Here is a 22994-nt window from a genome sequence, read left to right on the forward strand (position 1 = left end):
GAGTAGGTCGGTGTGAGGACCTCCAACCCTGGGATGGGTGTGTCCTTGCTCCATACGAGTCCGCTACCGCGAGAGCGCCGGCCGCTGAGCGGTGGCGCTGATATGCGCCAATAGTGTTCGGTTGGAATCTGATTGGTGCCGCCGCTCACTCTCGGCAGCATGAAAAAGAAATTCCTCGCCGCCGCCGTCCTCGCCGCCGCCTCGACCGCCACCATCCTCGGCGCCGGCCCCGCCTCCGCGGACGACGTGCACCAGATCTACTTCGCCTACGGCGCCGACAACGGCTACGTCAGCGGGCGCCTGACCGGCTTCAGCCACGACACCTACCAGGTCGACGCTCGCGGCGGCCAGGTCATGGTGGTCGAGGCCACCCCCTACTGGTCGGACGCGACGGTCACCATCACCGGCCCCACCGGAACCCTGTCCTATCAGCGCCAGTGGACCTCGGTCACCCTGCCGGTCAACGGTTCCTACCGGCTCACCGTGTCCTCGCCCAGTCACAGCACCGTCGACTACGGCCTCAGCGTCAAGATCGACTGAATACCCACTTCATGATCCTGTGGAGCGCGCTGTCAGCGCGCTCCACATCGGCGTGTGATGACCTCGGAACGAAGCGCGCATCTTCCAGCGCGGCCGCCGGCACCTCGAGTCAGGCTTTGCGCACCGATTTCGTCACTCTCGACAAGCGGTTGAGCTTCTCGAAATATCGTGCGGCATCGTGACTTCCGGACGTCAGGTGGGTCGAGTCGAAGCACTCGCCATTGCAGAGAGTGACTCGCCCGGCCGATGTGATCGCGGTGATGACGCAGTCCGCGTCGTCCCTTCCGGTCATCCGGAACCGCACGGGCGCACCCACTTTCACCCAATCGGGCAGTCTGATCATGGTCGCTGCCCCTCCCGCTCACGCTCGTCACGCAACCGCACGAGGTGTCGGCGCAGCGCGCAGCCGGCCTTCTCGCACGCCTCACTGTGGGCGTGCAAGAGGGCTTCGATCTCTCGATCGGAGAACACCGTGCCGCGCGAGGGCTCGGCGTGCCATGCGGGATGGTCGCGCAGCGCCGCCGCCCGGTCGTGCGCGGGTGGATCGGCGGGCGCGATATAGGGATTGGTCACCATCGACTCCGGTTCATCCGACGGGAAGAGGGCACGTTGTCACCACGCGCGGTGTCTGCCACGCACGCGGTAGCGGTTATGTAGCGGCACGCGGGCAAATCTGCCCGCAACCAGCCCCGCGTGACCCGGTGCGGCCGTACGGGCATCGCCGAATCCCCACCGTGCGACAGCCAGAAGTGCGGTTCCGGTAGCGGTAATCAGAAGTAAAAACCAAATGTCCCAAACCATTACGCCAGCCCCTCGCTGAATGCGCTTGCGGATCTTGGGTTTCGATGCCGTGCGGTCCATGTGCCACCGCGGCTTATGATTATTGTTCAAATCACACGTTACGCCTAGTTGTTACAACCAGCAAGCCTTGAAGCGGCACTCCGGATCTGGCCGGTGCTATACGGTGTTGGCGGTTTCTTCGCAGGAAGGATCGAGATGACTGGTACGTCTCCAACGGTCGCCAACTGGGAGTTGATGCTGCGCATCAGGAACCGGGCTGACGATCGCGGAGTGAAGACGAGCACGATCGCGAAGGCGCTCGATGTCAGCCAGCAGTACTGGTCCGCACTCACCCGGGGGCGAGGCACGCTCGCCGAGGAGAAGCTGAAGGACCTCATGGGTCTGCTCGAGTTCGACGTCGACGAGCGAGCAGAGTTGTTGGCGCTTCGCGACATTGCGAAGGGGCGCCATCCGTTCGCCGAGTATTCCGCCCTGTTCAACGAACAGCTCATGCGCTACTACGGCCTGGAGGCCGGTGCGCAGAGCATCCGCAGCTTCGAGAACATCGTGATACCCGGTCTGCTCCAGATCGAGGACTACACGCGCGTTCTCATGAAGGCTCGGGTAACCACCGGTAGGCCAACCGAGGTCGAGCCACGTGTCGGCGCGCGGCTCCGGCGGCAGCGGCTACTCGAAGGTCCCGATCCGCTCGAGCTATCCGTGGTGATGGGCCAGGCGGCCCTGATGTACAAGGTCGGCAACGACGACATTCGTAGCAGGCAACTGCAGCACCTGATTGAGATGGCAGAGAGGCATTCGGGCACTCTCGACATCCGCGTCATTCCGTACGAGGCGGGCGGCGCTATCGCGAGTCTCAACTCCGCGACCTTTCACCTGTTGGACTTCAAGAGTGCGCGCCTTCCCACGCTGGGCTGGATCGAAGCCGCTGCCTACTTCGAGATCGTCGATGATCCGAAGCGAGTCACCGCACTCGAGTACCTCTTCGAGCAGATCCAATCGATCGCACTCGACCACCAGCGCTCGCTCGAGCTGATGAAGGAGATTGCCGGCCAGAACTAAGGTGAAAACCGTGAGTGCCGAATTCTTCAAGTCCACCTTCAGCGGCGGGGACGGGACCTGCGTCGAGGTCGCCCACGGCGCTGACCGTGTACTGATCCGCGACAGCAAGTACGCAGGCCCCTCTCACGATCAACCAGTGCTCGCGATCGCCCCTGAACTCTGGCCCGCCTTCCTGGATCTCGTGCTGAGCGGCAACTCCGGCCGAATTGGTGACCACCTGTCCGTCGCCATCTCCGCCGCTGGCGGTGCGACGCTCACCAACCCCCACGGCACCACCCTCGACTACAACCCCGCCGAATGGTCCGCCTTCATCAAGGGCGTCGCCAATGCCGAATTTGGCCGATAACAATACTTTTCGTCGATGCATGACCCTCGGATGCGCTCTGGTCACCGAACCGCTCGCAGGTTCGCATCGCGGCGGCAGCCGAGGTAGTCCATCTTCGGATGCGACACAAATCCCTGCTGCGCAGGGCAATCGGTGGTTGCTCGGCCGTCCCGAACAGCCCGGGATACGGCAGAGCGCGGCTAGCAAATTCTTCCCTCAGTCCGAAACCGCCGGTCCTTCAGGAGAAGTTGATCTTCCCTCACCGGTCGTCGCCGAAATAGCCGTACTGAGTGCCGCCGTGCCCTCGAACAGCGCCCGGGACCGGTTCTCGATGCTCTTGTCCCGTGCCGCCAGCCCGGCCATCACCGCATCCCACCGCCGCGCACCCCGGAACTGCGGCATCAACTCCTGCAACTGCGGAATCCGGTACCCCGCGGCCCGCAACTGATGCACGATCCGCGCATCCCGCACCTCGGCCGGCGCATATCTGCGCGCACCCCGGCTGTCCGCACGTCCGGGCACAACCAGCCCCATCGCATCCCAGTGCCGCAGCGTGGAGGCCCGCACCCCCAGTGCCTCCGCCAACTCGGTCACGCCCATCTCGTCCGAGGGCCGCGCATCCGTGATGGGTTCTTCGGCGATCAACCTGGCTGCGGCCCTTGCGATTTCGAGTGCCCGCCGCTCGCCGTCGAGCCGCCCGTGCACCGCATCCAGTAACGCGAGCATCTCGGTGCCGGCTCCGGCTTGCGCGGCCCGCATGATCTGCTTGGCCGCCCCCGGCCCCGCGCCCGCCGCGAGACTCCGGTACGCCCGCACGGACCACAGATGGGCTTCACCGTACATCCGGTAACCCGCGTCCGTGCGGATCGCGGACGGCAGCACACCCTCGTTCTCCAGGTTGCGGACCTGCTGCACCGAGCACCCCGCAAGCCGCGCCACATCCACCGTTCGCAATCGGCCCGAGTTGCGACTTGGCAACTCCCCACCTCCCTATATCCAGGGAAAAGTCCACACGAGCACTTCAATGTAACGCTGTAACTCATGACCATCGAAGACCTGGCCACCTACATCGAATCCCTCGGCGGCGTCCTCACCCTCCACCCGGCCCCCGGCGACGGCACCCCCGAAATCGCCTGGGGCGACTACTTCTTCTACTACGCCCCCGACGGCATCACCCCCACCACAGTCCAGCCCTTCGCCACCCTCATCACGAAGAACTACCCCGACGACACCACCTCCCAGCTCGACCGCCCTAACACGTTCCGCCTGAACATCAACACATCAAGGGCCGAGTTCATCGAGTGGACAGGCCACACTCCCCGCGAACCAGGCTCCCTCGACCCGACCACCACCGACACCCTGATCCCCCACCCGATCTACGCCTCAGCCGCCTGGCTAGCCGTCGTCAACCCCGGCCCCCGAACCGAGGCCCCAATCCGAACCCTCCTCCGAAACGCCCACAATCGAGCCCGCACCCGCTACAACCGCCACACCGAACCCAATTGACAGCTGCCGTCGATGACTGTGCCGACCACCCGCATAATCTTCAAAACCGTTGAGACACAAAGGTGATCAAGTGTGAACACTGCCCAGCGGCCCCAAACGCGGGACGGTTCATTCGACTTCACTTGTGGCGCGAGTACCCGGCCATCCATCTCGGCCCGCTCAGACCACGCCTGTGGCAAGCAGGGGCGCTGCGGGCAGATCGAACGAAACCGAGGATGGCCGGCCTTTACACAAGATCGAATCAGAGGCAGGTGGCGGCGCTGTTGCACGGCCGATCAGCACTGCCGGTGAGGAGGTTGAGGAGGTTGATCACGGCACTGCCGCTGTCCGGTGTGTAGATCGGCTGGGCGACGGCTGGCTGGCCTCCGGGCGACGCGAGTTCCAGGGGAACCCCGTCGGCCGAGGTGGGAGAGGCGGCGGCAACCGCGGAGCCCGCCGCGATCGCGGCCGCGGCAACCGTGGCCACCAGGCCGGTACGGAGAGCAGACCGAACAGTAGTCATCGTGTGAAAACCCATCTGTTGGAATGGAAAAGCACTCGCAACTGTTCCAAGATCGCTGTCCCGCAGACAGCCACGGGTTCCGGTGCCCCGATCAGAGGGGGCCCGACGTGCTTCGAATTCATGGCGCTTCAGCACACGTGCCCGATGGACGATGGCCGAGTCCTGATCCGGAACCGGGCGGGGTAGGTCCTGAGGAACCCAGGTGAATACCCTCAACTCGGCGATAGCGGACGTTTCGCCGACCTCGGATCGATACGGCCAGTTGATCTTCCGATACCTCACGCTGGCCGGTTCGGTCAGCGCTGTATGCGGCAGTAGCGGACGTTCTGGTGCCGTGCAGCGGGAAGCGATCGGCATGATCGCCTGGTCGCTCGCTGTTTCCATGGTTGCTTGAGCACGGGAGAGGCTGCTGGGCATGTCTGAATACACCGCCACCGTAACCGTGAGTGACGAGGAGTAAGAGCCGAGTAGCATCGAAAACACCTGTGTCGCAGTGACATTAGAGTGAGAAGCTGCCAGCGTCATCCGACTTCGCTCTGGCGGGGACGGCCCGTGAGGGCCAGTGATGTGATCATTCGCGCGAGATCCGGGGGTGCATTGGTACCCCCTCCGCCCCTCGAACGGACGTGCCGCAGCCATGCGCGGCAGCGCATCGCCGAAGAAGATTGGCCCACAGCGTGTTACGGGGCTGTGTGCGTAGCCGAAGATTGGGCGTCGTGTTTTGGTTTTGTGGCGGCCCGCACTTCCCCTCCGGCGGTGGTATCCGGTTCGACTCGAGCCATGAGAGCATTGCGGGCGTGACCGAACGCCTGCGAGCCATCGCCGCCGACAACGAGCGGATCATCGCAGCCGGCGGTTACCGGACGCCGAGCGGACACTATGTGTCGTTGACATCGGGGGTACAAGCCGCCGTCCAGGGCACCCGGATGTACGGTCCCGGCCCGGTCCCGGTAACCACCCGCAGCGAGGCCGCCACCGTCATCACGGTGACCGGGGAGAGCAGCCTCGCCGCGGCGCGCCGGATGCTCGACACCGATCCGGAGCCGGTCGCCGTTCTGAATTTCGCGTCCGCCCGCAATCCCGGCGGCCACTACCTCGCCGGCGCCCGCACCCAAGAAGAAGCCCTGTGCCGAGCGTCGGCGCTGTACACCACCCTGCTGGCCGTGCCGCAGTACTACGAGCACCACCGCCGCACACCGGACCCTTTCTACAGCGATCGCGTGATCCTGTCTCCCGCCGTGCCCGTCTTCCGCGACGACACGGGCATCCTGCTCGACAGCCCCTATACGGTCGGCTTCCTCACGTGCCCGGCGCCCCGGACCAACGTGATCGTGCAGGAGCTGGCGAGCGAGGCGTATCGAATACCCGCGGTGCTGGCCACCCGCGCCGAGCGCATTCTCGAAACAGCCGTCGGCTACCGGCGTTTGGTGCTGGGCGCCTGGGGCTGCGGCGCCTACGGCAACGACCCAGGCATGGTGGCCGGTGTCTTCCATGCACTGCTAGCCGACGGCGGGCGGTTCAACGGGCACTTCGACGAGATCACCTTCGCAATACTGGACCGGACCCCCGGCGAGACCACCCTCACTGCCTTCCGAGCGGCCCTCAGCTCGGCCTGACGGCGCGTTCGGCCAGCCGTGGATACGCACGGCCAGTTGATCTTCCGCATCGCAGCGACCCGAGGGAGACGGTCTCTCACCACCTCTCGATCACTCCAGCGCCTCGTGGCGCACAGTTCCCGCGCGAACAAAGCCCGAACCTCGGGCGGGTAACGCTTCGACATGATGGAACCAATCGAGGACTCAATGGGCCGCGTTGTTCCCAAAGCTGGGAGGCGTCAAGCCGATCGACTGCATTCGCAAGCCCTCGGCCAGCTCGGGCCGAAGCCTACGGGCGGACGTCCGCCCGCTGCGCTCCGGCGTTTTCGCGGCGGGTCCCACGTGGGGTGCGGGTAGCCGCGGCGGTGAGCAGTAATCCACACATGGTCAAGCCCGCGGCGATGAGGTAGATGGGTCTGGGTCCGGCGGTGGAGTCGGCGATGAGTCCGCCGAACAAGCCGGCGCAGGCGGCCGCGACCTGGTAACCGGAGGCGTTGACGGCCATGGCCAACGTGGGCGCTTCGGAGGCGGTCGTCATGACGCGTGCTTGCATGCCGGGGATGATCGCGAAGCCGAGCATTCCGATCGCGACGACCGCGACCGCGGTGAGTGTGGTCGAGGTGGCGACGAACCAGGTACTCGCCAGGATCACGGTCAGCAGCCCGAGCAGGGCTGGTTGGAAGAGTCCGGGGTTGCGGTCGTAGAGCGTGCCGCCGAGCAGATTGCCGATCGTCGCGCCGACGCCGTAGGCGAGGAGCAGGACCGGCAGCCGGGCGGCGGGGTGGCCGCCGAGATCGGTGAGCAGCGGGGCGAGATAGCTGAAGACCATGAGAACACCGACGTTGCCGACCGCGGTGATAGCCAGCGCCCCCAGCACCGGCCGCTGTCGCAACACCCGCAATTCCGAGACCGCCGAGGTTCGACTCGCATCGCTGGGCGGGGTGAGTAGCCAGTACACCAGACCCAGCCCGATCAGGCAGGCAACCGCGATCGCGGCGAATGTTGCGCGCCAACCCCATTCGTGGCCGATCTGAGTGCCGATCGGCGCTCCGAGGATCATGGCCAGGTTCATCCCGAACGCCAGCCGGGCCGCCATGGTCCCGGCTCGCTCGGGTGGCGCGGATTGCACGGCGATCACGATGGCTTGGGCGAAGAATGTCGAGGTCACCAGCGCGGTGAGCACGCGGGCGGCCAGGAGCACGGGGAACCCGGGGGCGAGGGCCGAGACCGCATTCCCGACGACCGCGACAATCAGCAGCGCCAGCATCAGCCGCTTCCGGTCGATCCCGGCGGTCACCGCGGTGAGCACCGGGCCACCGATGATCATGCCCACGGCGTAGGCCGTGACCAGCAGGCCTGCGGTGCCGACGGCGACCCCGAGATCGGTGGCGACCTCGGGCAGGATTCCGGCCACCACAAACTCGCCGGTCGTGATACTGAAGACGCAAAGCATGAGGATCGCAAGTCGAAGCATGCTGGCACGCTAAACTCTCACGTCAACGTGAGAGTCAAGCCCGCGGAGCGAACGGAGCGGCCAGGTGAAGATCGGCGAGCTGGCAGACCGGACCGGCGTCAGCGTGCGAGCGCTGCGCTACTACGAGGAGAAAGGCGTCCTGAATCCGGATCGAACCCCCAGCGGATACCGGATCTTCAGCGAATCCGATGTCTACAAGGTGGTGCACATCCAGACCCTCCTCGCCGCGGGCCTCGGCATGGACCTCATCGGCCAGATCCTGACCTGCCTGTCCGGCGAATCCCTGCTACTGGACAACTGCCGCGTACGTCTCGAAGCAGAACGCCGCCGGATCACCCACGACATCGAACGACTGGCCCACACCCGGTCGCTGCTGGACAACCTGCTCGCCACCACGCAGACCCCGGCCCAACACAACCTCACAGCGTCAGCCACCACGTAGTAACGATCCCGATCTGTCACTAACGTCCTGATCCGCAATAGCTGATATGTAGGCGGGTTCTGTCAAGTGGCAGGTGAAAGCGGTCCCGGTAACGGCGGTTGCCGGGACCGCTTTCGTGTGCGGTCGAGCGGGGTCTGTCCGTGGGCGTCGCGACGCGAAAGGTGTTGCTGCCCATAGCTGTAGCGCGGGTCGTCCCGCACGCCGACCCGGAGTTTCCCCGCTCGGCCGCGGTCTGGGGCCAAGTATTCAGCCGTCGAGAATTGCCAGTGACCAGCACCAGCCGGCGAGTTCGCGGGCGATGGCGACGTTGGCGATCACGGGGCGTTTGTGATGGGCGGTGAACTGTTCCCACCGGTGGTGCAGGCGGTGGTTGCCGGCGTGCCCGCGGGCGCGGGCCGCGGCGGGTGCCAGCGCCCAGCGTGCACCCATGGTGGCAGTGGGGGCGCGGTAGGTCTTGCGGTGGTACCAGGCGGCTTCGACCAGCAGGTGGCGGGCGTGGCTGTTGCCGGTCTTGGAAAGGATCAGCGTGAGACGGTCCCCGACCGAGGTTCCGGTTCAGGTTGGTGTTATCGCCCGGCCTCGAGCTGCGTGAACCAGCGCGCGACCTGAGCTGTTCCGCCGATTCCGGACCCGTTGTGGTCGACCGGACCGACGTCGACGATCGGGGCGTCGGCGCCGCGCTGCTGCAATGCGGCACGGCACTGTGAGCTGTTGTCCGCAGCGACGTCGGTGTCTTTCTCTCCGACATATAGCCGGATGGGCATCCGTGGGGTCCAGTCAGTGCAGGTGCTGTCGGAGACGCGCAAGGCGTCGGCCAGTGTGCCGGTCGGATTGCGCAACATTCCCACAGCGTGCGGAGTCAACAGCTGATCGATGCTTTCCGGGAAGCCTTGGTGTAGCTCATCGCCGGAATGCGAGCCGTCCAGCAACTGATCCATCGTGGCGTCGTAGGGCGGCTGGAATACCTCACTCGGCGAGCCGTACAGATGGTGTAAGTGATTCCAGGACACCAAGAAATATGCAGCATAGAAGCCGGCGGAGGCCGGGTCCAGCGTGTTGTGATCCAACGCGGCGGGCATTTGCACGCTCCTCAGGGCGAACGGACCACCGATCGCCGCGACCGCGGCGGCTCGCCAGGAGTTGTCGGCACCGTTCTGCAACGCCCGCGCCAGCCCCATCGCGGCCGGTCCCCCCTGCGAGAACCCCGTGGCATAAATCTTGCCGCCCAACTGCTGTCCGAGCGCGGTGGCCTCGCTTCGCGCGGCTCGCAACATATCCAGTGACGCTGTGGTCTCCGAAGGGACATCCAGATAGGGATGCAACCCGGGTCCCAGCCCCAAGCCGAGGTAATCGGGTGCGACACCGGCAAACCCGGCACTCGCGTAGGTGAGCACCGCCGGTACATCCCCACCATCCCCCGCGACAGAGGGGGCGTCGGCTTTGGTCGGCTGTGTGCCGTGCTCGTACGCCACCGTCGAAAGCTCGTGTCCGACGCCGGTGGGCAGCGCAAGCAACCCGCTCGCCGTGGTCTCCCGGCCGCCGGGATCGATTGTGCGATAAACCAGCCGATAGGTTTCGACCCCGAATTGCGTTGCCCCCGCGTCGAACCCGTTGTCGCCGAGTGCCTTCCGCACATCATCGACGGTGTAGGTGCGCAAATGCTCGGCCTGAACGAGCTGCCCGCGCCCGCCGTCCGACTGTGGTGAGTGCGGAGGATTCGCAGCGCTTTCGCATCCCGTGGCAGCCAGGGCGGCCGCGGCCATCAGGGCTGTGACCCCGGTGATTGCCTGCCGCCGATGACGAGTCATTGTGGTCATGAACGAATCTCATCGTCGGCCATCGCACACGAACAATCACTCACAGGTGTGACCATCACGCCCGCCCTCATCCTCCAGTATGAGTGCGATGAACGGCCCGCTCGTTTCCAGGGTCGGTCGATCGCGAGTCAACCCGTCGGAATCACTCACGCATGCACCCTCATCTGCGCCGGCCACACTGGCACACCTACTGGACAGGACCGCGGGAAGCGCCCACCCCGGAAATCCGGTGGCTGTCTCCAATCCTGGTCAACACCAGCACCGGCCCGCCCCGTCCGGTGGTGATCGACGTCGCTACCCCCCAAGTGACGCAGCACCTGTACCGTCGAGGCCTCGACGCGATCGGTGTGCCCTCGAAATTCGCCGATACTCAACCGATTTCGCCCGCCGTTGTCACCGTGAAACGATGGCGCGTGCAGAGATAACCCCGGCATACACCTATGCGGCCTGACCGAAGAACACCAGCCGACTGCTGGGATTCGCGGCCGTGGTCCGGCTCAGGGGACCCGGCGCATCGGCGGGCAAGATCAGTCGGCATACCGCAATACTGGGCACATGTGCCGCCCATCGCGACCAGAATCCTCAGCGGTTCACTGACCAAGCCAGCGCCAAAGGCGAGGTGCAGTGGCTCATCGACGAACCTGCTGGCTGCGCGCCCTCGCCACGGTAGCGGTCGGACCACTTATTGGTCCCCCGCAGACGGGCGCGGCGTGTCAGGGGGGCACTGCACCCAAAATGACCCGATGCCCAGCGGACGTCCTGATCCGCAATCTGAGGGCGACATCAGAATGTCGCCTCTGACGGGACAATCAGAAGCAGTAGGGGAATTTGCACGTGGACGGATCGTTGGGGCCGAAGATCGCCGCTATCAGGCCGTTGATCAACGCATCCGCCGCGCCCGACCCGGTGCTGATCGCGATGTCCTGTGCGCCGACAACCGACGGGGTGGTGACCTCGGGCTGTGTTGCCCCGGCAGTGGCTGTCATTGGGGTGGTGATGAGGATGCCTGCCGTGACCGCCAGCATCGTCTTTCGAATCATCGTGGGACCTTTCGTTCGGATGTCCGGTGATGCGGATTAAGGGAGTGACCTGAGAAGGGCTGCTCCGAGACGGTTCGCTTCGGCGCAGGGTTCGCCTTCGCCGGTCTGGACCCGTGCATTGCGCACTGTGAGCACGATGCTGCCGAAAGCGGCCGGCGTTCCGGTGTAGCAACCCAGCTTGTTGGTGTCCTGCACCGCGCGATACACGACCACGTCTCGGCCGTAGTACTGAGTCCTGTGCACGTCGTTGTACTTGCCGGAGGCGAGCTGATCGTCCAGGGTGCTGTCGGAGGCGGTAACGATCAGTTCGTAGGACTGATCGGCGGATTGCCACTTGCATACGCGCGAGGCCGGGTTCCCGGCATCGGGCACCCGAGTCTTGGAGGACGTATTCAAACCCGCGGCGCTGAGCGCGGATTCCGACAGCGAACAGGCGTCCCACACGGAATTGGCGGTGGGTGCCGTTGTGGTGGAAGGGTTTCCCACTGCGGTGGTGGGAGGTGCGGTGTTCGCGGGCGTTGTGGCGACATCGTCAGCCGGAGCTGGTTGCGGCGGCGCTGATACCCCGCCGGTATCAGCGGTCGTGGTAGCGGCATGGGTCGCCGACACTGGCCCACTTGGGCTCGGCGAGCTGTCCACCGTAGTGCCGCAGGCTGCGAGCAGCACAACGCCTCCACATGCGATTGCCACGAGACGGCTCCCGCGCGCGGCCCAACCCCCCTTTGAGAGCTGTTGAACCTTCCAAGTTTTCGGACTCATGGCCTGTTCGTCGGATGATCCTCTAACTCCGTTATCTGAACTAACTGCCCCCAAAAGTGGGGGTGTGTTCGGGGCAGCGAGATGATCGCTTACCGGCCGCACGCGAACGGCGTAGGCCGGGCGGCTGAGCCTTGCCGATTCCTGTCGGCGCCCGCTGGCGAGAGTAAATCCCTTCCGTTGCAATCGTTTCCCTGAACGGGCACCGGTGTCGGCCTCGGAACGACTCGGGTTTCAGTGGCCGATCGGAGGTGTACCTGCGTTGAAATCGTTGTCCGCCACCGTTCTGCGGCCGTTGGAATCACGGTCGCTGTGTCGGCGCACGCCGACGGTGGGCCGACCTCATCCCGGTCTCGCTGAATTGCATTCCCGAGGCGAGGAGTGGCGTGGTCGGCCGGTGTCAACGCGGGTCGATCCTCGAATCGGCCCCAACTTCGCGATTTTGGTGTCGTGTTGATCAGCGGCTCCACAGGATTCGCTCCCGGGGCGAGATCAGGCTTCGCGCGGACGAGCATCTGCAGGTCCAGCCTTTTCATTCGGTGCGATCCGGGGTTGGGCTCGGTTGACAATCCTCGGGATTATCGCTGTTCAACCGAGTCCGATCAGCGGCGGGTGCGGTCAACGCTATGAACATCCCATCGACTGCCATCCGTGTACCCGCCGAAGATTTGCTGGGGTTGTCCTCCAGTCAGGTCAGTGCGGAAGCCCGTTGGGGAAGCAGGCAGGACGCCAGATAGTTCCGCAGAAGAGGTCGTTCAGATCGGCCGAACCACTGGCAATTCCGCTGTTGGCGATCGCCTGCGTCTCGCTCGCCTGGGGCCCGATTGGTGTCTCGGCCTGCGCGGGGGCGACGGACATCAGCACTGCACCGGTCAGTAGCGCGCCAGGAACGACGAGGCGATTTACTCGAAACATTTCACCCTATCTTCTCGTGTTGGATCCGGTCACGGAAATGAACTTTATGACCGTATCGAGCAGCCAGCCCCGTCCGTTACACATGCAAACGTCTTGCGTCGCAGTCGAATTGGTCTGGCATCAGGTGGGTTTGGAGGAGCATCGCCAAGGCCAAAGCCCGCGGACTTGGCGTGAGTCCCGTTGGATCTTCGGCGATCACCAGTGCGGTGGCCGACGGGGGTCGTTACGGGTCGATCGCCACACTCGATCTTGGTGTCCCAGTGGATCCCGGGAGCCGAGGGGCCACGGCGGCGGGATCGGCATAGGCGGTGCCGGCGGAGATGCCGAGGGCCGCGATGGCCAGGGCCGAGGAAGATCCTTGACGGTGCCGACGAACCCCCTGCCCTCACCGCCACCCCGGATGCGCCAATAGTTCCACATTTCGCGGTACCCATAGCCGCGGTACATCTCGAAGGGGGCCAGCGCCCTCCCGAGCGAGCCGGCAACGTCGTCGATGGCCACCGGTGGCAGGCACACCGTCACCCATATGTGCGCCACGCATCTCCTTTCCGCGTCGCTACGCTATCGGCTCGAAACGACTATGCGACAACGTTTCCTGCTCTCTCACTGAATCGGGGTCGTCCACCGGACCGCAAATGCACTCACATCGGCAGTAGCGGACGTTCTGCGCCGCAACAGGTTCCGACCGCCGGCGCCACGCGCTGACCGGTTCGGTCAGCACGGTATGCGGCATTATCGTGGGTCGGTCAGGCTCTCTTCGGAAACTTCGAACGAGGTCCTCGGATATGTCAGTTCCCGCTGTCCACCCAGTGTTTCGTGGGCAGCGGCACGGTGACAGGCGGAAGCTCGGTCACGGGAGGTGCCGGATTGTCACTGGACCAGAAAGCAATCAAGCCACCGCCGATCAGCGCCACCGCCGCTACCGCGCCTGTAGCGACCCGCGCCCACCACAGCCGGCGCCCGCATGGTCTTCTCATGCCGTCGTCTCCTCACCCTGCCCGTATGCCAGCTTGGATCGTGGTCGAGGTCAACGTGTTACGCCGCGACAGCGGCGCCCCGGCCGCTTCGGTCAGCGCGGTCAGCGGCAAATGAGTGTGATTGTTGGCCACGGCACGCAGGTTGTCGGCCGAGTCCTGAGGTTTCGTTAGAATCGCTCATGACGCCGAGGCAACTCTTCCTCCAGTTGGGCGCTGATCGCCGACGACAGGTTCACCTATCGCTGTGCGAGGACGCCCTTCCGATCTGGCTCGGTTACGTCCGGGGCGGGCCCGCCCGGCTTCGCTACCGGGACTCGGTTGTCGGGATGAGGCACCACGTGGATGTCGAGCTTCCGGCCGATGCCCTTCGCTCCGCTCGCGCTGGTGTGGATCTCGCGGATATCGGCGGCCGATACCTCGAGCCCATCACCGCGCTGCAGGACGACGATCTGGTCTTCCCTGACCCGGTCGAGTTCGCCTACTACGCGATCTACAACTGTTTTTGCAAGTACGTCCACGGTGACGACATCCCAGATTGGCTGATCGTCAACCAGGCCTTGTCGGTTCACGACCACAGCGAGGTGGCGGCACGCCTGACGCGCGCGATCGACGACATCGATCCAACCGCGAGCGGGAACGCCGAGGATTTCGGATCGAGGGGATAACGCCCCTGGTGCTGGTGATCGACTCCGGGACCTCGAAGCCGCAGGCGTGGTCGAGCTGCGACTGGCCGGCGAGGATAACTACGCCATGGAGTGCCGGACGACGCCCGGCTGTTCGGTCAGCGCGGGATGCGGTAATACAGGATGTCGGTCGTGCGCCTGTCTGGTTGGTTGAGACGGTTGGTCACTCCAGGAACGTCACTGTTTCGGCGAGGGGAGCTCGAGGGATGGAGGGATGGGTCGAGGCAGGGTTTGCGTAGCCGATGGACATGCCGCAGAAGAGTATTCGCTCGTTCGGTGGAGAGATCATCTCGTTGACGGTGTGGTGGTATTCCGCCCAAGCGATCTGCGTGCAGCTGTGTAGCCCTTCGGCGCGAAGGAGCAGCATCACCGTCTGGAGGAACATGCCCGCATCTGCCCATTGTGGCGCTGGCATGTCGCGGTCCAGGTAGCAGAACAGCACCGTCGAAGCGCCGAAACAGTTCCAGTTCTCGGCTCGAACTCGCGCCCGGGCCTGTGCGTCATCGACGCCGATACCGAGCGCGCCGTATCGGCGAGCACCCATATCCGCCAGGCGCTCCCGATACGGTGACCCCAGTTGCGCTGGGTAGAAGGCGAACTCGCGCTCGTCGCCGGTATCACCGCAGGCCACACGCTCGGCGATCCGCTTCTTCAGCTCCGCCAGCCGGTCACCGCTCAGAACGTAGATGTGCCACGGCTGCAGATTGCCGCCCGATGGTGTGCGGACAGCGGCTGTCAGCACCCTGTCGAGAATGTTGCGTGACACGGGATGGTCGGAGAACGCACGAATCGACTGCCTGCTCTGCACAGCCTCATAGACATCCATCCCGCCGATCGTATTGGGTTGCCGTTCTCGAACATCCGCACATCGGCGCCACTTCTCCCGAAGCGAGCGCACGCTCATCGGCAGTAGCGGACGTTCCTGCGCCGCAGTCTGTTCCGACGGCCGCCGCCCGTGCTGGCCGGTTCGGTCAGCGCGGTATGCGGCATGACAGTACGTTCGACCCCACCACGGATCGGCCCAGTCGGTTGATCCTCCGCCGGAGTAACCGCAGCCAATTCGGTCAATGCCGGCCACGGCGGTACAAGACGTCGACCGTCAGCCGAGGTGGAAGAACCCAATGATTCCGTTGCCGGGAATCTCTGCGGCACTTCGCATCCAGTCGACACATTGCTCCACCGAGTGAGCGACATCGGGATCAGGTTGTTGTCGCGGTTACGGTGTGGCCGACACGCGTGGCCGCGTGGGCATTGGCAGGACATGGTCGGCGGGCACCTTGCATGTCGATGGTGCAGTGACCGACCCGACATGCCCGCGCGTTGCGTGCCACGGACGGGTGACACGCCTTCCACGACCGGCAGACCCGGGGGCAACGCTCGCGGCGGTCAGGATTCTGCAGCCAGCACCTCCGCTACCGGTGGTTTCGCCTGCGCGTGGTCCGGTATGCGAAGGATCCCGATGAACGGGATACCTCGTAGTCGATTCGGGCAAATAGCTGCTTCTGTGAGACGCGACACTCCAAATTCCGGTTCTTCGGCATACCTGAAGTGGCGTTCGCCACGATGAAAGGCATTCCCACCCATGCGAATCCGATCTCTTCGCCTTTCCATTGCGGTGATGGCGACCGCGGTCGTAGCCACAACCGCTACCACCGGCATCGCGTCCGCCGATATCGATTTCGGAAGCTCCGGGGGCAACTCCGGCAGCAGCGGCGGCATCGGCGCAGGCGAAATGGTCATCACCCTGGTGCGCCATGCCGAGTCCGTCGGTAACACCTCCGGCCTGATCGATACCAAGGTGCCCGGACCCGACCTGACCCCGCGCGGCCGGACACAGGCAGACAACCTGGCCATCCAACTGGCCGAAAAGAAGTACGACTGCGCCTTCGCGTCCAACATGGTGCGTACCGAGCAGACTGCGGCACCGACCGTCGCCAAGCGCGACCTGAGCCTCAACATTCAGCCCGGTTTCCGGGAGATCGAGGCAGGCCAGTACGAGGGTACCCCGGAGGCCCAGGCGATGTCCGGGTACCTACAGGCGCCCATCAAGTGGCTCTCCGGCGATCTGAACGCACGGATTCCAGGCTCCATCGACGGCAATGAGTTCGACAGCCGCGTCGATCAGGCGCTGCTCGATGTGCAGCGCCGCGGCTGCGCCAATCCGGTGATCTTCTCGCACGGCGGCACCATCATGTTCTGGTCCATGATGAACGCTGGCAACGCCGACAAGAGCAAACTCGGCACCGATCCGATGCGCAACGGCGGCCGCGTCGTCCTCAAGGGCAACCCGCAGAAGGGCTGGACGATTGTCGAGTGGGTCGGCCACCCGGACCTCGGCTGATTTACGGTGCGTTCGGCCAGCGCCGGATGCATACGGCCAGTTGATCTTCCGCCGACCCGCGCTGGCCGGTTCGGGCAGCGCGGTATGCGGCAGAAGAGCGCGCTGCTGTCCGGGTATGAACGGCTAACCCAACCGTTCTAAACGTGGACTACAGCTGAGGAATTGGCGCGAAATCGCTGTTCTACAGCGGATTGTGCGGGATTGCACCGGTCGCCCGAAACTCGGCAGAAGCGGACGTTCCGCCGGCTCCAGATTGGCTCGGCCCGTTGATCTTCGCCCATGCCACGCTGGCCGGTTCGGTCAGCGTGCCACGCGGCAGTAGCGGATGTTCTGCACAGTGGTCGGTTCCGCCGACGGCCAGCCCGCACCAGCCGACTATCGGGGTCGCTTGCGCAACCCAACACATAAGTCTGGTTTATCGGTCGCTCCGAAGATCGACATTGATCCATAAGCCCTGACGGTGGGATCGTCTGGGAAGCAAGATCTTCCAGCCTTGCCGAGAGGAAATCGAACGCGATGACAGAGTCGTTGCCAGCAACTGCTGTCGTCCGCGTCGGGCGCGTCACCTTCGATCCGAGCCTGTACGACGCGGTCGTCGCTGCGGACAAGAAGACCTCGGAATACCTGATCCCGGCAATTCTGCGACTGCCGGGTCTTCTTCACTGGTACGCGGGCGTCTCCCCTGAAGGCTCGCTCTCCCAGGTGAGCATATGGGACTCCGAAGAGCATGCGGCGCAGATGGACGAGCTGAAGGAGATGCGGGTAAGAGCACGCGACGACTTCCGAGCAGTAGGCGTGACGTTTACAGCAGAGACCGCGACATACGCCAATTACCCGATCACCTGGACCATCTGACCAAAGTGCCGGAGGGAACACGAACCGCAACCAGTCGGTAGCACCAGCCGCGCACCACCCACTTCTCGGCAGTGGCGGACGTTCCGCGGCAGTCGGATCAGTGCGGCCGGTCGATCTTCCGTTCGCCGCGGATCCGAGCAGCCCAATCTCGAAGAACAGCGGTCTCGGCGCCGTCGGTCTGCACTGGTGTGGCGGATTTCCTCGGAATCGAGGCAAGATCGGAAGCGGCAACGACGGCTCGTTCGTTGAGACCCTGAGGACACTGTCGAAGGAGATCGTGATGGCGGAAGCGTTTGTGCTCGGTGGTGTTCGGACCCCCTTCGCCCGGTACGGTGGTTCGCTGTCGCACATTCGGGCCGACGACCTGCTGGGGATGACCATGAAGGGTGCGTGCGAGCGCGTCGGCGTGGGTCTCGATCAGATCGAGGACATTGTCGCGGGCTGCGTCAATCCGGCCCACGAAGGTATGGGTGATGTCGCGCGGTGGGCGGCGCTGGCGGCGGGGTTCCCCGACACGGTGGCCGGGGCGACGATCAACCGGTTCTGCGGGTCTTCCCTGAGCGCAACCATCAATGTCGCGCACGCGATCAAAGCGGGGGACCTGGGCGTCGGGATCGCCTGTGGCGTCGAGTCGATGTCGCGGTCGGGATGGGCGTACATGAAGGGCGACACCCCGTTCGGCCCCCGTGGCCCGGTCATCCTGCTCGACACCATGTGGGCGGGTGCGGGCGGTCCCGCCAATCCGGCGCTGCTGGCGCGCAATGCTTACATCGGAATGATCGAGACAGCACAGAACGTCGCCGACCGCTACGGGCTGACCAGAGAGGAAATCGACGCGTTCGCGCTGCGGACGCAGCGAAATGCCAAGGCGGCCAGGGATTCTGGGCGGCTGGCCAAGGAGATTATGCCGATAGAGATCGCCGCGACGAGGAAGGCTCCCGCCCGCCTGTTCGAGCACGACGAATTCATCCGCGACGACACCACCGCCGAAAGGCTCGCGGCGCTGCCCCCGCAGCCGGGGACCACGCAGATGACCGCCGGGAACTCGACTCCCCTGACCGACGGAGCCAGCGCACTGGTGCTGGCCTCGGGTGAACGAGCGGCCGAACTCGGCGTCGAACCGCTGGCGCGGGTGGTGTCCTCCGCGGTGTACGGGATCGATCCGCTCTACATGGGTCTGGCTCCGGCGTGGGCGCTGCCGCTGGCGATCCAACGTGCGGGCCTGGCACCCGAGCAGATCGACGTGTGGGAAGTACACGAGGCATTCAGCGCCCAAGCCCTGGGCGTGCTGCGTGAACTGCCCAACCAGCTGGACGGTTTCATCATCCCCGACGAGAAGCTGACACCGAACGGCGGCGCGGTGGCAATCGGTCATCCGTTCGGCGCCACCGGCGCCCGCTACGTCCTGACCCTGGCCACCGAACTGCGGGAACGCAATGCGCGCTACGGCGCGATCGGAGTCTGCATCGGATCCGGTCAAGGAGTCGCAATCGTCCTCGAAAACCCGTCCGCCGCCTGAGAAATCTCACCGAGGAACGACGTACGGGGTTCCCCGGGAGGTCAGGAGACGCCCTCGATGAGCTTGCCGGCGGCGTTGTCGAAGACGAAGCCGCTCGGCCGTTGTCGCTCTCGACGCAAGTGCCACTACGGTCATCAGCAGTCGCGGACGTTCTTCCGGCCTCGGATCGGCACGGCCAGTTGATCTTCCGATGCCCCGCGTCGCCCGGTTCACGATGTCAGTCCCGCCATCTCGGGTATCGCCGGACTCGGCCACATCCTGTTGTCCGTCGTTTTGCCATGTTCTTCCTGTGCCCGCGTGCCCGATAACGACCGCGGCCACCAGACCGGCGATGGGAAGCGAAACGCGGCGCACACGCTCGAGCGCTGAGCGGTTGTCGAGCCGCGCTCCCTCGCTTTCGCGGGGATTGCGATATTCACGTTCGCGGCATGGCTGGATGGGGCTATTCGCGGCGCGCGCTGAAGACTACGTACAGCACGCGCAGCACCAGGACCGCGCTGACCAGAATCAGGTTGTAGCCGAACATTTCGTGCAATGTGAGGGTGTCGGTGACTCGAGCGCCGCCCGGGTTGGCCAGCAGCACCACACCCATGATTCCGACGATGCCGCCAAGGAACGCCAGCAGCACCTGATTGACCAGACCCGTGACCACCGAGCGATCCCGACGATCGGCGAACAGGCTGACGTTGACCGTCACCCGGCCCGCCTCCAGCGAGGAGGCTATCCGGTCCACGTGCCTGGGTATCCGCCGCAGTAGTGGTAATACGGTGAGCAACTCGTCGGTGACCGCGGCCTGCAGCGACTCCGGTGCCAGTCGCTCGGTGAACTGTCGGTTCGCGAACTCACGCGACTGCGCGACGATATCGAAATCGGGTGCCACCGCGGCCAGCGTGCCCTCGAGCGTGCCGATGGCCCGGAACGCTCCTGCCACCTCACCGGGAACTGTCAGGTCGTATTCGGCGACCAACCGGACCAGATCGGTGAATACGGTGATGTCGGCCGATGCGCCCGGGGCCATGTGCAGCGCCATGAATCGACCGATGCCACGCCGCAGCCCGTCCTCGTCGACGAATTCGGGGCGGACCACGAACGAGAGCAGGGCGTCGCAGACCAGTTCGGGATTGCCGCGGTCCACTGCCATCAAGAACTGGCCCAGGTTCGCGCGCAGTTCGGAGTCGATCCGCCCGACCGAGCCGAGGTCGATCAGCGCCACGCCGCCGTCGTCGAGCAGCACGATATTGCCGGGATGCGGATCCGCGTGAAAGACACCGTCCACCATGACCTGCCGCAGCAGCGATTCGAACAGGACCGCGGCGATCCGGTTCCGTTCCGTCCCGGACCGGCCTTCGACCGCATCGGGCGAACTCAGCGTCTTGCCGGGGACGAAGTCCATCACTAGCACGCGCTCGGTCGAATAGTCGAGGTAGGGCTTCGGGACAACGATCGAGGGCGCGGTGTCGTGCTGGAAGATCGTGGCCCGCAATGCCGCCATATTGCGCGTCTCGATCCGAAAGTCGAGTTCTTCCCGCAGCGCCTGGGCGAAACCCTCGGTCAACTCGCCGATTCCGATCGAGCGACCCCAGGCAGTGCTCGATTCGAGGCGACGGGCCAGGCTCAGTGCGATCCCCAGATCCCGCTCGACCACCGGACCGACGCCGGGGCGCTGCACCTTGAGGACGACCTCTTCACCGGTGTGCAGCCGCGCCCGGTGCACTTGGGCGATGGAGGCAGCGGCCAACGGCTCTCGATCGATCGCGGCGAACACCTTGTCCGGGTCGCCCTTCAATTCCTGGGCCAGCACCGCCGCGATCTCCGGCCACGGCACCGGGCCGACACGTTGCTGCAGATGTGACAACTCGTCGATGTATTCCTGCGGCAGCAGATCCTGGCGTGTCGACAGAATCTGCCCCAGCTTGACGAACGTGACCCCGGCTTCTTCCAGCGCCCCCCGCAGCGCAGCCGCCTGTTCGATCCGCTCCTGCGGTGTGCCGGCGTTCGGACCGGTGCGGGCCAGCCCCGGAATGCCATGCCGGACCGCCACTCTGCTCAATTGGAAACCGCGCCGGGCTTGCTGCGTCCGCAGCCGCACCGCGCGCACCATCTGGTCCGGACGGGCGATACTGCCCCGCGGGATCACGATCTCGGCGACGACCAGGAACAACAGTGCGACGAGCAGGATCACACCGATCTGCTGAGGCAGGAACGCCAATCGATCAACCGACTGCTTCCACACCACCTGGGATTCGAATCCCAGCTCGGCGCCCAGCGCTACCAGCGCGGCGAGCGTGGCCCGGACAAGCCCCACCCGGACCCCGAGCACCCGTTGGGCGACTCGCGAGATCAGTGCCACCGACACCAACGTCGCGACAATCGCGATCACCACACTGACGAGCATCTGATCAGCAACCTTTGTGTCAAGGTTGCCAGCGATGATCTGACAGCAACCTTCGGATGTCGGAATGGCCGTAAGAGCCTTCGGGCCGAACTCTTCAGAGCGCTAGTTCGCACACGGCGAGCACTTCACTGGTGGGCGAGGCGATCGTGTCGCGGCTCGCTGTCGCCTTCGAGCGAGTCGCACCCTGGGCGCGCCTGCAGCCCCGTCTCGACCGATTGCGCTGCGCCGCTGAAGAAGTCGCGGTAGACGCGGAAGGCCATGGCCAGGTAGGCAAGGGTCTTGGGAATCATGAGCAGGCCCAGCTGGGGGATGCGGCGAGCCCAGAGAATGACCGGGAGATAGCAGGCGAAGGATGCCGCCATGGCGTCGGAGAGGAAGCGAAAGGTGCGGTCACCGGTGCGGGTGGCCTCCCGGCGCATGAGGTACATCTCGCTGGCGCCCACGGCTAGTAGCGGCACATTGCGGTCCACGCCGTAGCCCTCCGGCGTCTCGTCCTTGTCCCAGTTGTTGAACGGTGTCGCCAGCAGGATCAACCGTACGAACGACAGCCCCAGCAGCGACTTGGTGAAACCGTCCCATGAGCGCCGGAACCGCAGCCGCCAGGCATCCAGAGACAGCACATAGAACAGGGTGATCGTGATCGAGGTCGCCATCTCCCCGAGGCCGATCAGACTCGCCCGGCGTCCCCGCCAGGTCAGGTACCCGCGCTCCTCGCCCCGTGCCATCGACACCGCCCGCAACGCCAGATGCGCGGTATCACCGGTCGCCAGCAGGGTGAACGCCTCCTCGAACCGGGCTGCGGTCTGGCGCTGTTCGGGTGGAACCCGGTTGCGGTTTCGCCGCATGGCGATCACCAGCCCCCAGATAACCGCCAGATAGGACATGTTGAAAGCCAACTCGAATCGTTTGCGCATAACGACCAGTCTCTTGCGCTGACCCGCTCCGGGCGCAGGGCCCAAGGTCCCTTCGTGCCGAACGTCCGATGGAGATTCCGCTCCGACTTCGGACGCCAGTACCGGGGCTTCGGAGTTCTCCGAGCTGATGGACCACCCAAACCGCGCCCCCCACTCAGGGCCTTCACCGGCGACGGTGGTGATGGCGCCGTTCATCATCTCGATTGCGATCGATCGCACTGAAATCGATGTGGCCGGAGGGGCGGTCTCGCGGCGGTGCTGGCGGCGAGTCGCATACAGAGGTTATTCGGCTTCGGAACGTAAGTCGAGTTCTGAACAGGGCGTTTGACGTGCAGATATTGGAGTCAATGGGGTCGAATTCCGAAGCGGATCAGCCTCTGCGAAGAAGTAGGGCAGCGCGCGTATCGCTGCTGGTAGGGACTCTGCTGAGCCCCCATCCGGTAGGCAGGTTCTAGGGATCGTCGCAACACCTTCGATCGTGAGGGGTTGCGATGGAGTTCGAGATCCGGGCGGACCGGACGCCTCGAGGACAGCGGGG

Annotated in this window: 21 protein-coding genes and 1 pseudogene; 11 read left to right on the plus strand and 11 right to left on the minus strand. The window is 64.9% G+C overall.

Annotated elements, in window-relative coordinates:
* Positions 1-159: 159 nt before the first annotated feature.
* Positions 160-540, plus strand: a complete 381-nt coding sequence (locus AB0L60_RS34755) for a hypothetical protein (protein ID WP_364623091.1) — start codon at positions 160-162, stop codon at positions 538-540.
* 339 nt (positions 541-879) lie between these two features.
* On the opposite strand, the gene AB0L60_RS34760 is transcribed toward AB0L60_RS34755, so the two are convergent.
* Positions 880-1113 carry a hypothetical protein gene (locus AB0L60_RS34760; RefSeq protein WP_364623094.1) on the minus strand — a complete coding sequence of 78 codons (234 nt, stop codon included), beginning with the start codon at positions 1111-1113 and terminating at the stop codon, positions 880-882.
* 423 nt (positions 1114-1536) lie between these two features.
* Here AB0L60_RS34760 and AB0L60_RS34765 point away from each other — a divergent pair, with 423 nt between their 5' ends.
* Positions 1537-2400 carry a helix-turn-helix transcriptional regulator gene (locus tag AB0L60_RS34765; RefSeq protein WP_364623097.1) on the plus strand — a complete coding sequence of 288 codons (864 nt, stop codon included), beginning with the start codon at positions 1537-1539 and terminating at the stop codon, positions 2398-2400.
* A gap of 10 nt (positions 2401-2410) precedes the next feature.
* Positions 2411-2746 (plus strand): DUF397 domain-containing protein, encoded by a 336-nt coding sequence (locus tag AB0L60_RS34770; protein ID WP_364623100.1) that lies wholly within the window; start codon positions 2411-2413, stop codon positions 2744-2746.
* 195 nt (positions 2747-2941) lie between these two features.
* On the opposite strand, the gene AB0L60_RS34775 is transcribed toward AB0L60_RS34770, so the two are convergent.
* Positions 2942-3703 carry a MerR family transcriptional regulator gene (locus AB0L60_RS34775; RefSeq protein WP_364623103.1) on the minus strand — a complete coding sequence of 254 codons (762 nt, stop codon included), beginning with the start codon at positions 3701-3703 and terminating at the stop codon, positions 2942-2944.
* A gap of 63 nt (positions 3704-3766) precedes the next feature.
* Between AB0L60_RS34775 and AB0L60_RS34780 the strand changes: the two genes are divergently transcribed.
* The gene (locus AB0L60_RS34780; RefSeq protein WP_364623106.1) at positions 3767-4231 is read left to right on the plus strand and encodes a DUF6194 family protein; all 465 of its coding nucleotides are present in this window, start codon (positions 3767-3769) and stop codon (positions 4229-4231) included.
* A 241-nt stretch (positions 4232-4472) separates the two neighbouring features.
* Here AB0L60_RS34780 and AB0L60_RS34785 read toward each other — a convergent pair whose 3' ends face one another.
* Entirely contained in the window at positions 4473-4733 is a 261-nt protein-coding gene (locus tag AB0L60_RS34785) for a hypothetical protein (RefSeq protein WP_364623109.1), read from the minus strand.
* A gap of 202 nt (positions 4734-4935) precedes the next feature.
* Between AB0L60_RS34785 and AB0L60_RS34790 the strand changes: the two genes are divergently transcribed.
* Both AB0L60_RS34790 and AB0L60_RS34795 read left to right on the plus strand, forming a co-directional pair.
* A complete protein-coding gene (locus tag AB0L60_RS34790; RefSeq protein ID WP_364623112.1) occupies positions 4936-5127 on the plus strand; it encodes a hypothetical protein in 192 nt (63 codons plus the stop codon).
* Positions 5128-5530: 403 nt separating this feature from the next.
* Entirely contained in the window at positions 5531-6349 is an 819-nt protein-coding gene (locus AB0L60_RS34795) for a TIGR02452 family protein (RefSeq protein WP_364623115.1), read from the plus strand.
* A gap of 268 nt (positions 6350-6617) precedes the next feature.
* Here AB0L60_RS34795 and AB0L60_RS34800 read toward each other — a convergent pair whose 3' ends face one another.
* A complete protein-coding gene (locus tag AB0L60_RS34800; RefSeq protein ID WP_364623118.1) occupies positions 6618-7802 on the minus strand; it encodes an MFS transporter in 1185 nt (394 codons plus the stop codon).
* 64 nt (positions 7803-7866) lie between these two features.
* Between AB0L60_RS34800 and AB0L60_RS34805 the strand changes: the two genes are divergently transcribed.
* Positions 7867-8244 (plus strand): MerR family transcriptional regulator, encoded by a 378-nt coding sequence (locus tag AB0L60_RS34805; protein WP_364623121.1) that lies wholly within the window; start codon positions 7867-7869, stop codon positions 8242-8244.
* A 246-nt stretch (positions 8245-8490) separates the two neighbouring features.
* On the opposite strand, the pseudogene AB0L60_RS34810 reads toward AB0L60_RS34805, so the two are convergent.
* The 4 genes and pseudogenes from AB0L60_RS34810 to AB0L60_RS34825 form a co-directional block, all read right to left on the minus strand.
* A pseudogene (locus tag AB0L60_RS34810) lies at positions 8491-8763 on the minus strand (IS110 family transposase); the annotation flags it as partial.
* A 47-nt stretch (positions 8764-8810) separates the two neighbouring features.
* Positions 8811-10061: a hypothetical protein gene (locus AB0L60_RS34815; protein ID WP_364623124.1), complete on the minus strand. Its 1251-nt coding sequence runs from the start codon at positions 10059-10061 to the stop codon at positions 8811-8813.
* Positions 10062-10870: 809 nt separating this feature from the next.
* A complete protein-coding gene (locus AB0L60_RS34820) occupies positions 10871-11101 on the minus strand; it encodes a hypothetical protein (protein ID WP_364623126.1) in 231 nt (76 codons plus the stop codon).
* Between the two features lie 36 nt (positions 11102-11137).
* Complete coding sequence (locus AB0L60_RS34825) at positions 11138-11767, minus strand: DUF3558 family protein (RefSeq protein ID WP_364623128.1); 630 nt, start codon at positions 11765-11767, stop codon at positions 11138-11140.
* A gap of 2320 nt (positions 11768-14087) precedes the next feature.
* Between AB0L60_RS34825 and AB0L60_RS34830 the strand changes: the two genes are divergently transcribed.
* Positions 14088-14414: a hypothetical protein gene (locus AB0L60_RS34830; protein ID WP_364623130.1), complete on the plus strand. Its 327-nt coding sequence runs from the start codon at positions 14088-14090 to the stop codon at positions 14412-14414.
* Between the two features lie 181 nt (positions 14415-14595).
* On the opposite strand, the gene AB0L60_RS34835 is transcribed toward AB0L60_RS34830, so the two are convergent.
* Positions 14596-15258: a nitroreductase gene (locus AB0L60_RS34835; RefSeq protein WP_364623133.1), complete on the minus strand. Its 663-nt coding sequence runs from the start codon at positions 15256-15258 to the stop codon at positions 14596-14598.
* Between the two features lie 792 nt (positions 15259-16050).
* On the opposite strand from AB0L60_RS34835, the gene AB0L60_RS34840 reads away from it, so the two are divergent.
* The 3 genes from AB0L60_RS34840 to AB0L60_RS34850 all read left to right on the plus strand — a co-directional run bounded on the left by AB0L60_RS34840 (position 16051) and on the right by AB0L60_RS34850 (position 19147).
* Positions 16051-16773: a histidine phosphatase family protein gene (locus tag AB0L60_RS34840; RefSeq protein ID WP_364623137.1), complete on the plus strand. Its 723-nt coding sequence runs from the start codon at positions 16051-16053 to the stop codon at positions 16771-16773.
* Between the two features lie 516 nt (positions 16774-17289).
* On the plus strand, positions 17290-17628 hold the full coding sequence (locus AB0L60_RS34845) for a hypothetical protein (RefSeq protein ID WP_364623140.1): 339 nt from the start codon (positions 17290-17292) through the stop codon (positions 17626-17628).
* 280 nt (positions 17629-17908) lie between these two features.
* The gene (locus tag AB0L60_RS34850; RefSeq protein WP_364623143.1) at positions 17909-19147 is read left to right on the plus strand and encodes a thiolase family protein; all 1239 of its coding nucleotides are present in this window, start codon (positions 17909-17911) and stop codon (positions 19145-19147) included.
* Positions 19148-19589: 442 nt separating this feature from the next.
* On the opposite strand, the gene AB0L60_RS34855 is transcribed toward AB0L60_RS34850, so the two are convergent.
* Both AB0L60_RS34855 and AB0L60_RS34860 read right to left on the minus strand, forming a co-directional pair.
* The gene (locus AB0L60_RS34855; protein WP_364623146.1) at positions 19590-21542 is read right to left on the minus strand and encodes an AarF/UbiB family protein; all 1953 of its coding nucleotides are present in this window, start codon (positions 21540-21542) and stop codon (positions 19590-19592) included.
* A 125-nt stretch (positions 21543-21667) separates the two neighbouring features.
* Complete coding sequence (locus tag AB0L60_RS34860) at positions 21668-22456, minus strand: hypothetical protein (RefSeq protein ID WP_364623149.1); 789 nt, start codon at positions 22454-22456, stop codon at positions 21668-21670.
* Between the last annotated feature and the right edge of the window lie 538 nt (positions 22457-22994).

Origin of the sequence: Nocardia sp. NPDC051981, assembly GCF_040680715.1 — a bacterium.
Taxonomy (GTDB): domain Bacteria; phylum Actinomycetota; class Actinomycetes; order Mycobacteriales; family Mycobacteriaceae; genus Nocardia.

What these genes read in the sequence shown, in the direction of transcription:
- AB0L60_RS34755 (WP_364623091.1), top strand. Translation starts at nt 160, where the DNA reads ATGAAAAAGAAATTCCTCGCCGCCGCCGTCCTCGCCGCCGCCTCGACC.
- AB0L60_RS34765 (WP_364623097.1), top strand. Translation starts at nt 1,537, where the DNA reads ATGACTGGTACGTCTCCAACGGTCGCCAACTGGGAGTTGATGCTGCGC.
- AB0L60_RS34780 (WP_364623106.1), top strand. Translation starts at nt 3,767, where the DNA reads ATGACCATCGAAGACCTGGCCACCTACATCGAATCCCTCGGCGGCGTC.
- AB0L60_RS34785 (WP_364623109.1), bottom strand. Translation starts at nt 4,733, where the DNA reads ATGACTACTGTTCGGTCTGCTCTCCGTACCGGCCTGGTGGCCACGGTT.
- AB0L60_RS34800 (WP_364623118.1), bottom strand. Translation starts at nt 7,802, where the DNA reads ATGCTTCGACTTGCGATCCTCATGCTTTGCGTCTTCAGTATCACGACC.
- AB0L60_RS34815 (WP_364623124.1), bottom strand. Translation starts at nt 10,061, where the DNA reads ATGACCACAATGACTCGTCATCGGCGGCAGGCAATCACCGGGGTCACA.
- AB0L60_RS34820 (WP_364623126.1), bottom strand. Translation starts at nt 11,101, where the DNA reads ATGATTCGAAAGACGATGCTGGCGGTCACGGCAGGCATCCTCATCACC.
- AB0L60_RS34835 (WP_364623133.1), bottom strand. Translation starts at nt 15,258, where the DNA reads ATGGATGTCTATGAGGCTGTGCAGAGCAGGCAGTCGATTCGTGCGTTC.
- AB0L60_RS34840 (WP_364623137.1), top strand. Translation starts at nt 16,051, where the DNA reads ATGGCGACCGCGGTCGTAGCCACAACCGCTACCACCGGCATCGCGTCC.
- AB0L60_RS34845 (WP_364623140.1), top strand. Translation starts at nt 17,290, where the DNA reads ATGACAGAGTCGTTGCCAGCAACTGCTGTCGTCCGCGTCGGGCGCGTC.
- AB0L60_RS34850 (WP_364623143.1), top strand. Translation starts at nt 17,909, where the DNA reads ATGGCGGAAGCGTTTGTGCTCGGTGGTGTTCGGACCCCCTTCGCCCGG.
- AB0L60_RS34855 (WP_364623146.1), bottom strand. Translation starts at nt 21,542, where the DNA reads ATGCTCGTCAGTGTGGTGATCGCGATTGTCGCGACGTTGGTGTCGGTG.
- AB0L60_RS34860 (WP_364623149.1), bottom strand. Translation starts at nt 22,456, where the DNA reads ATGCGCAAACGATTCGAGTTGGCTTTCAACATGTCCTATCTGGCGGTT.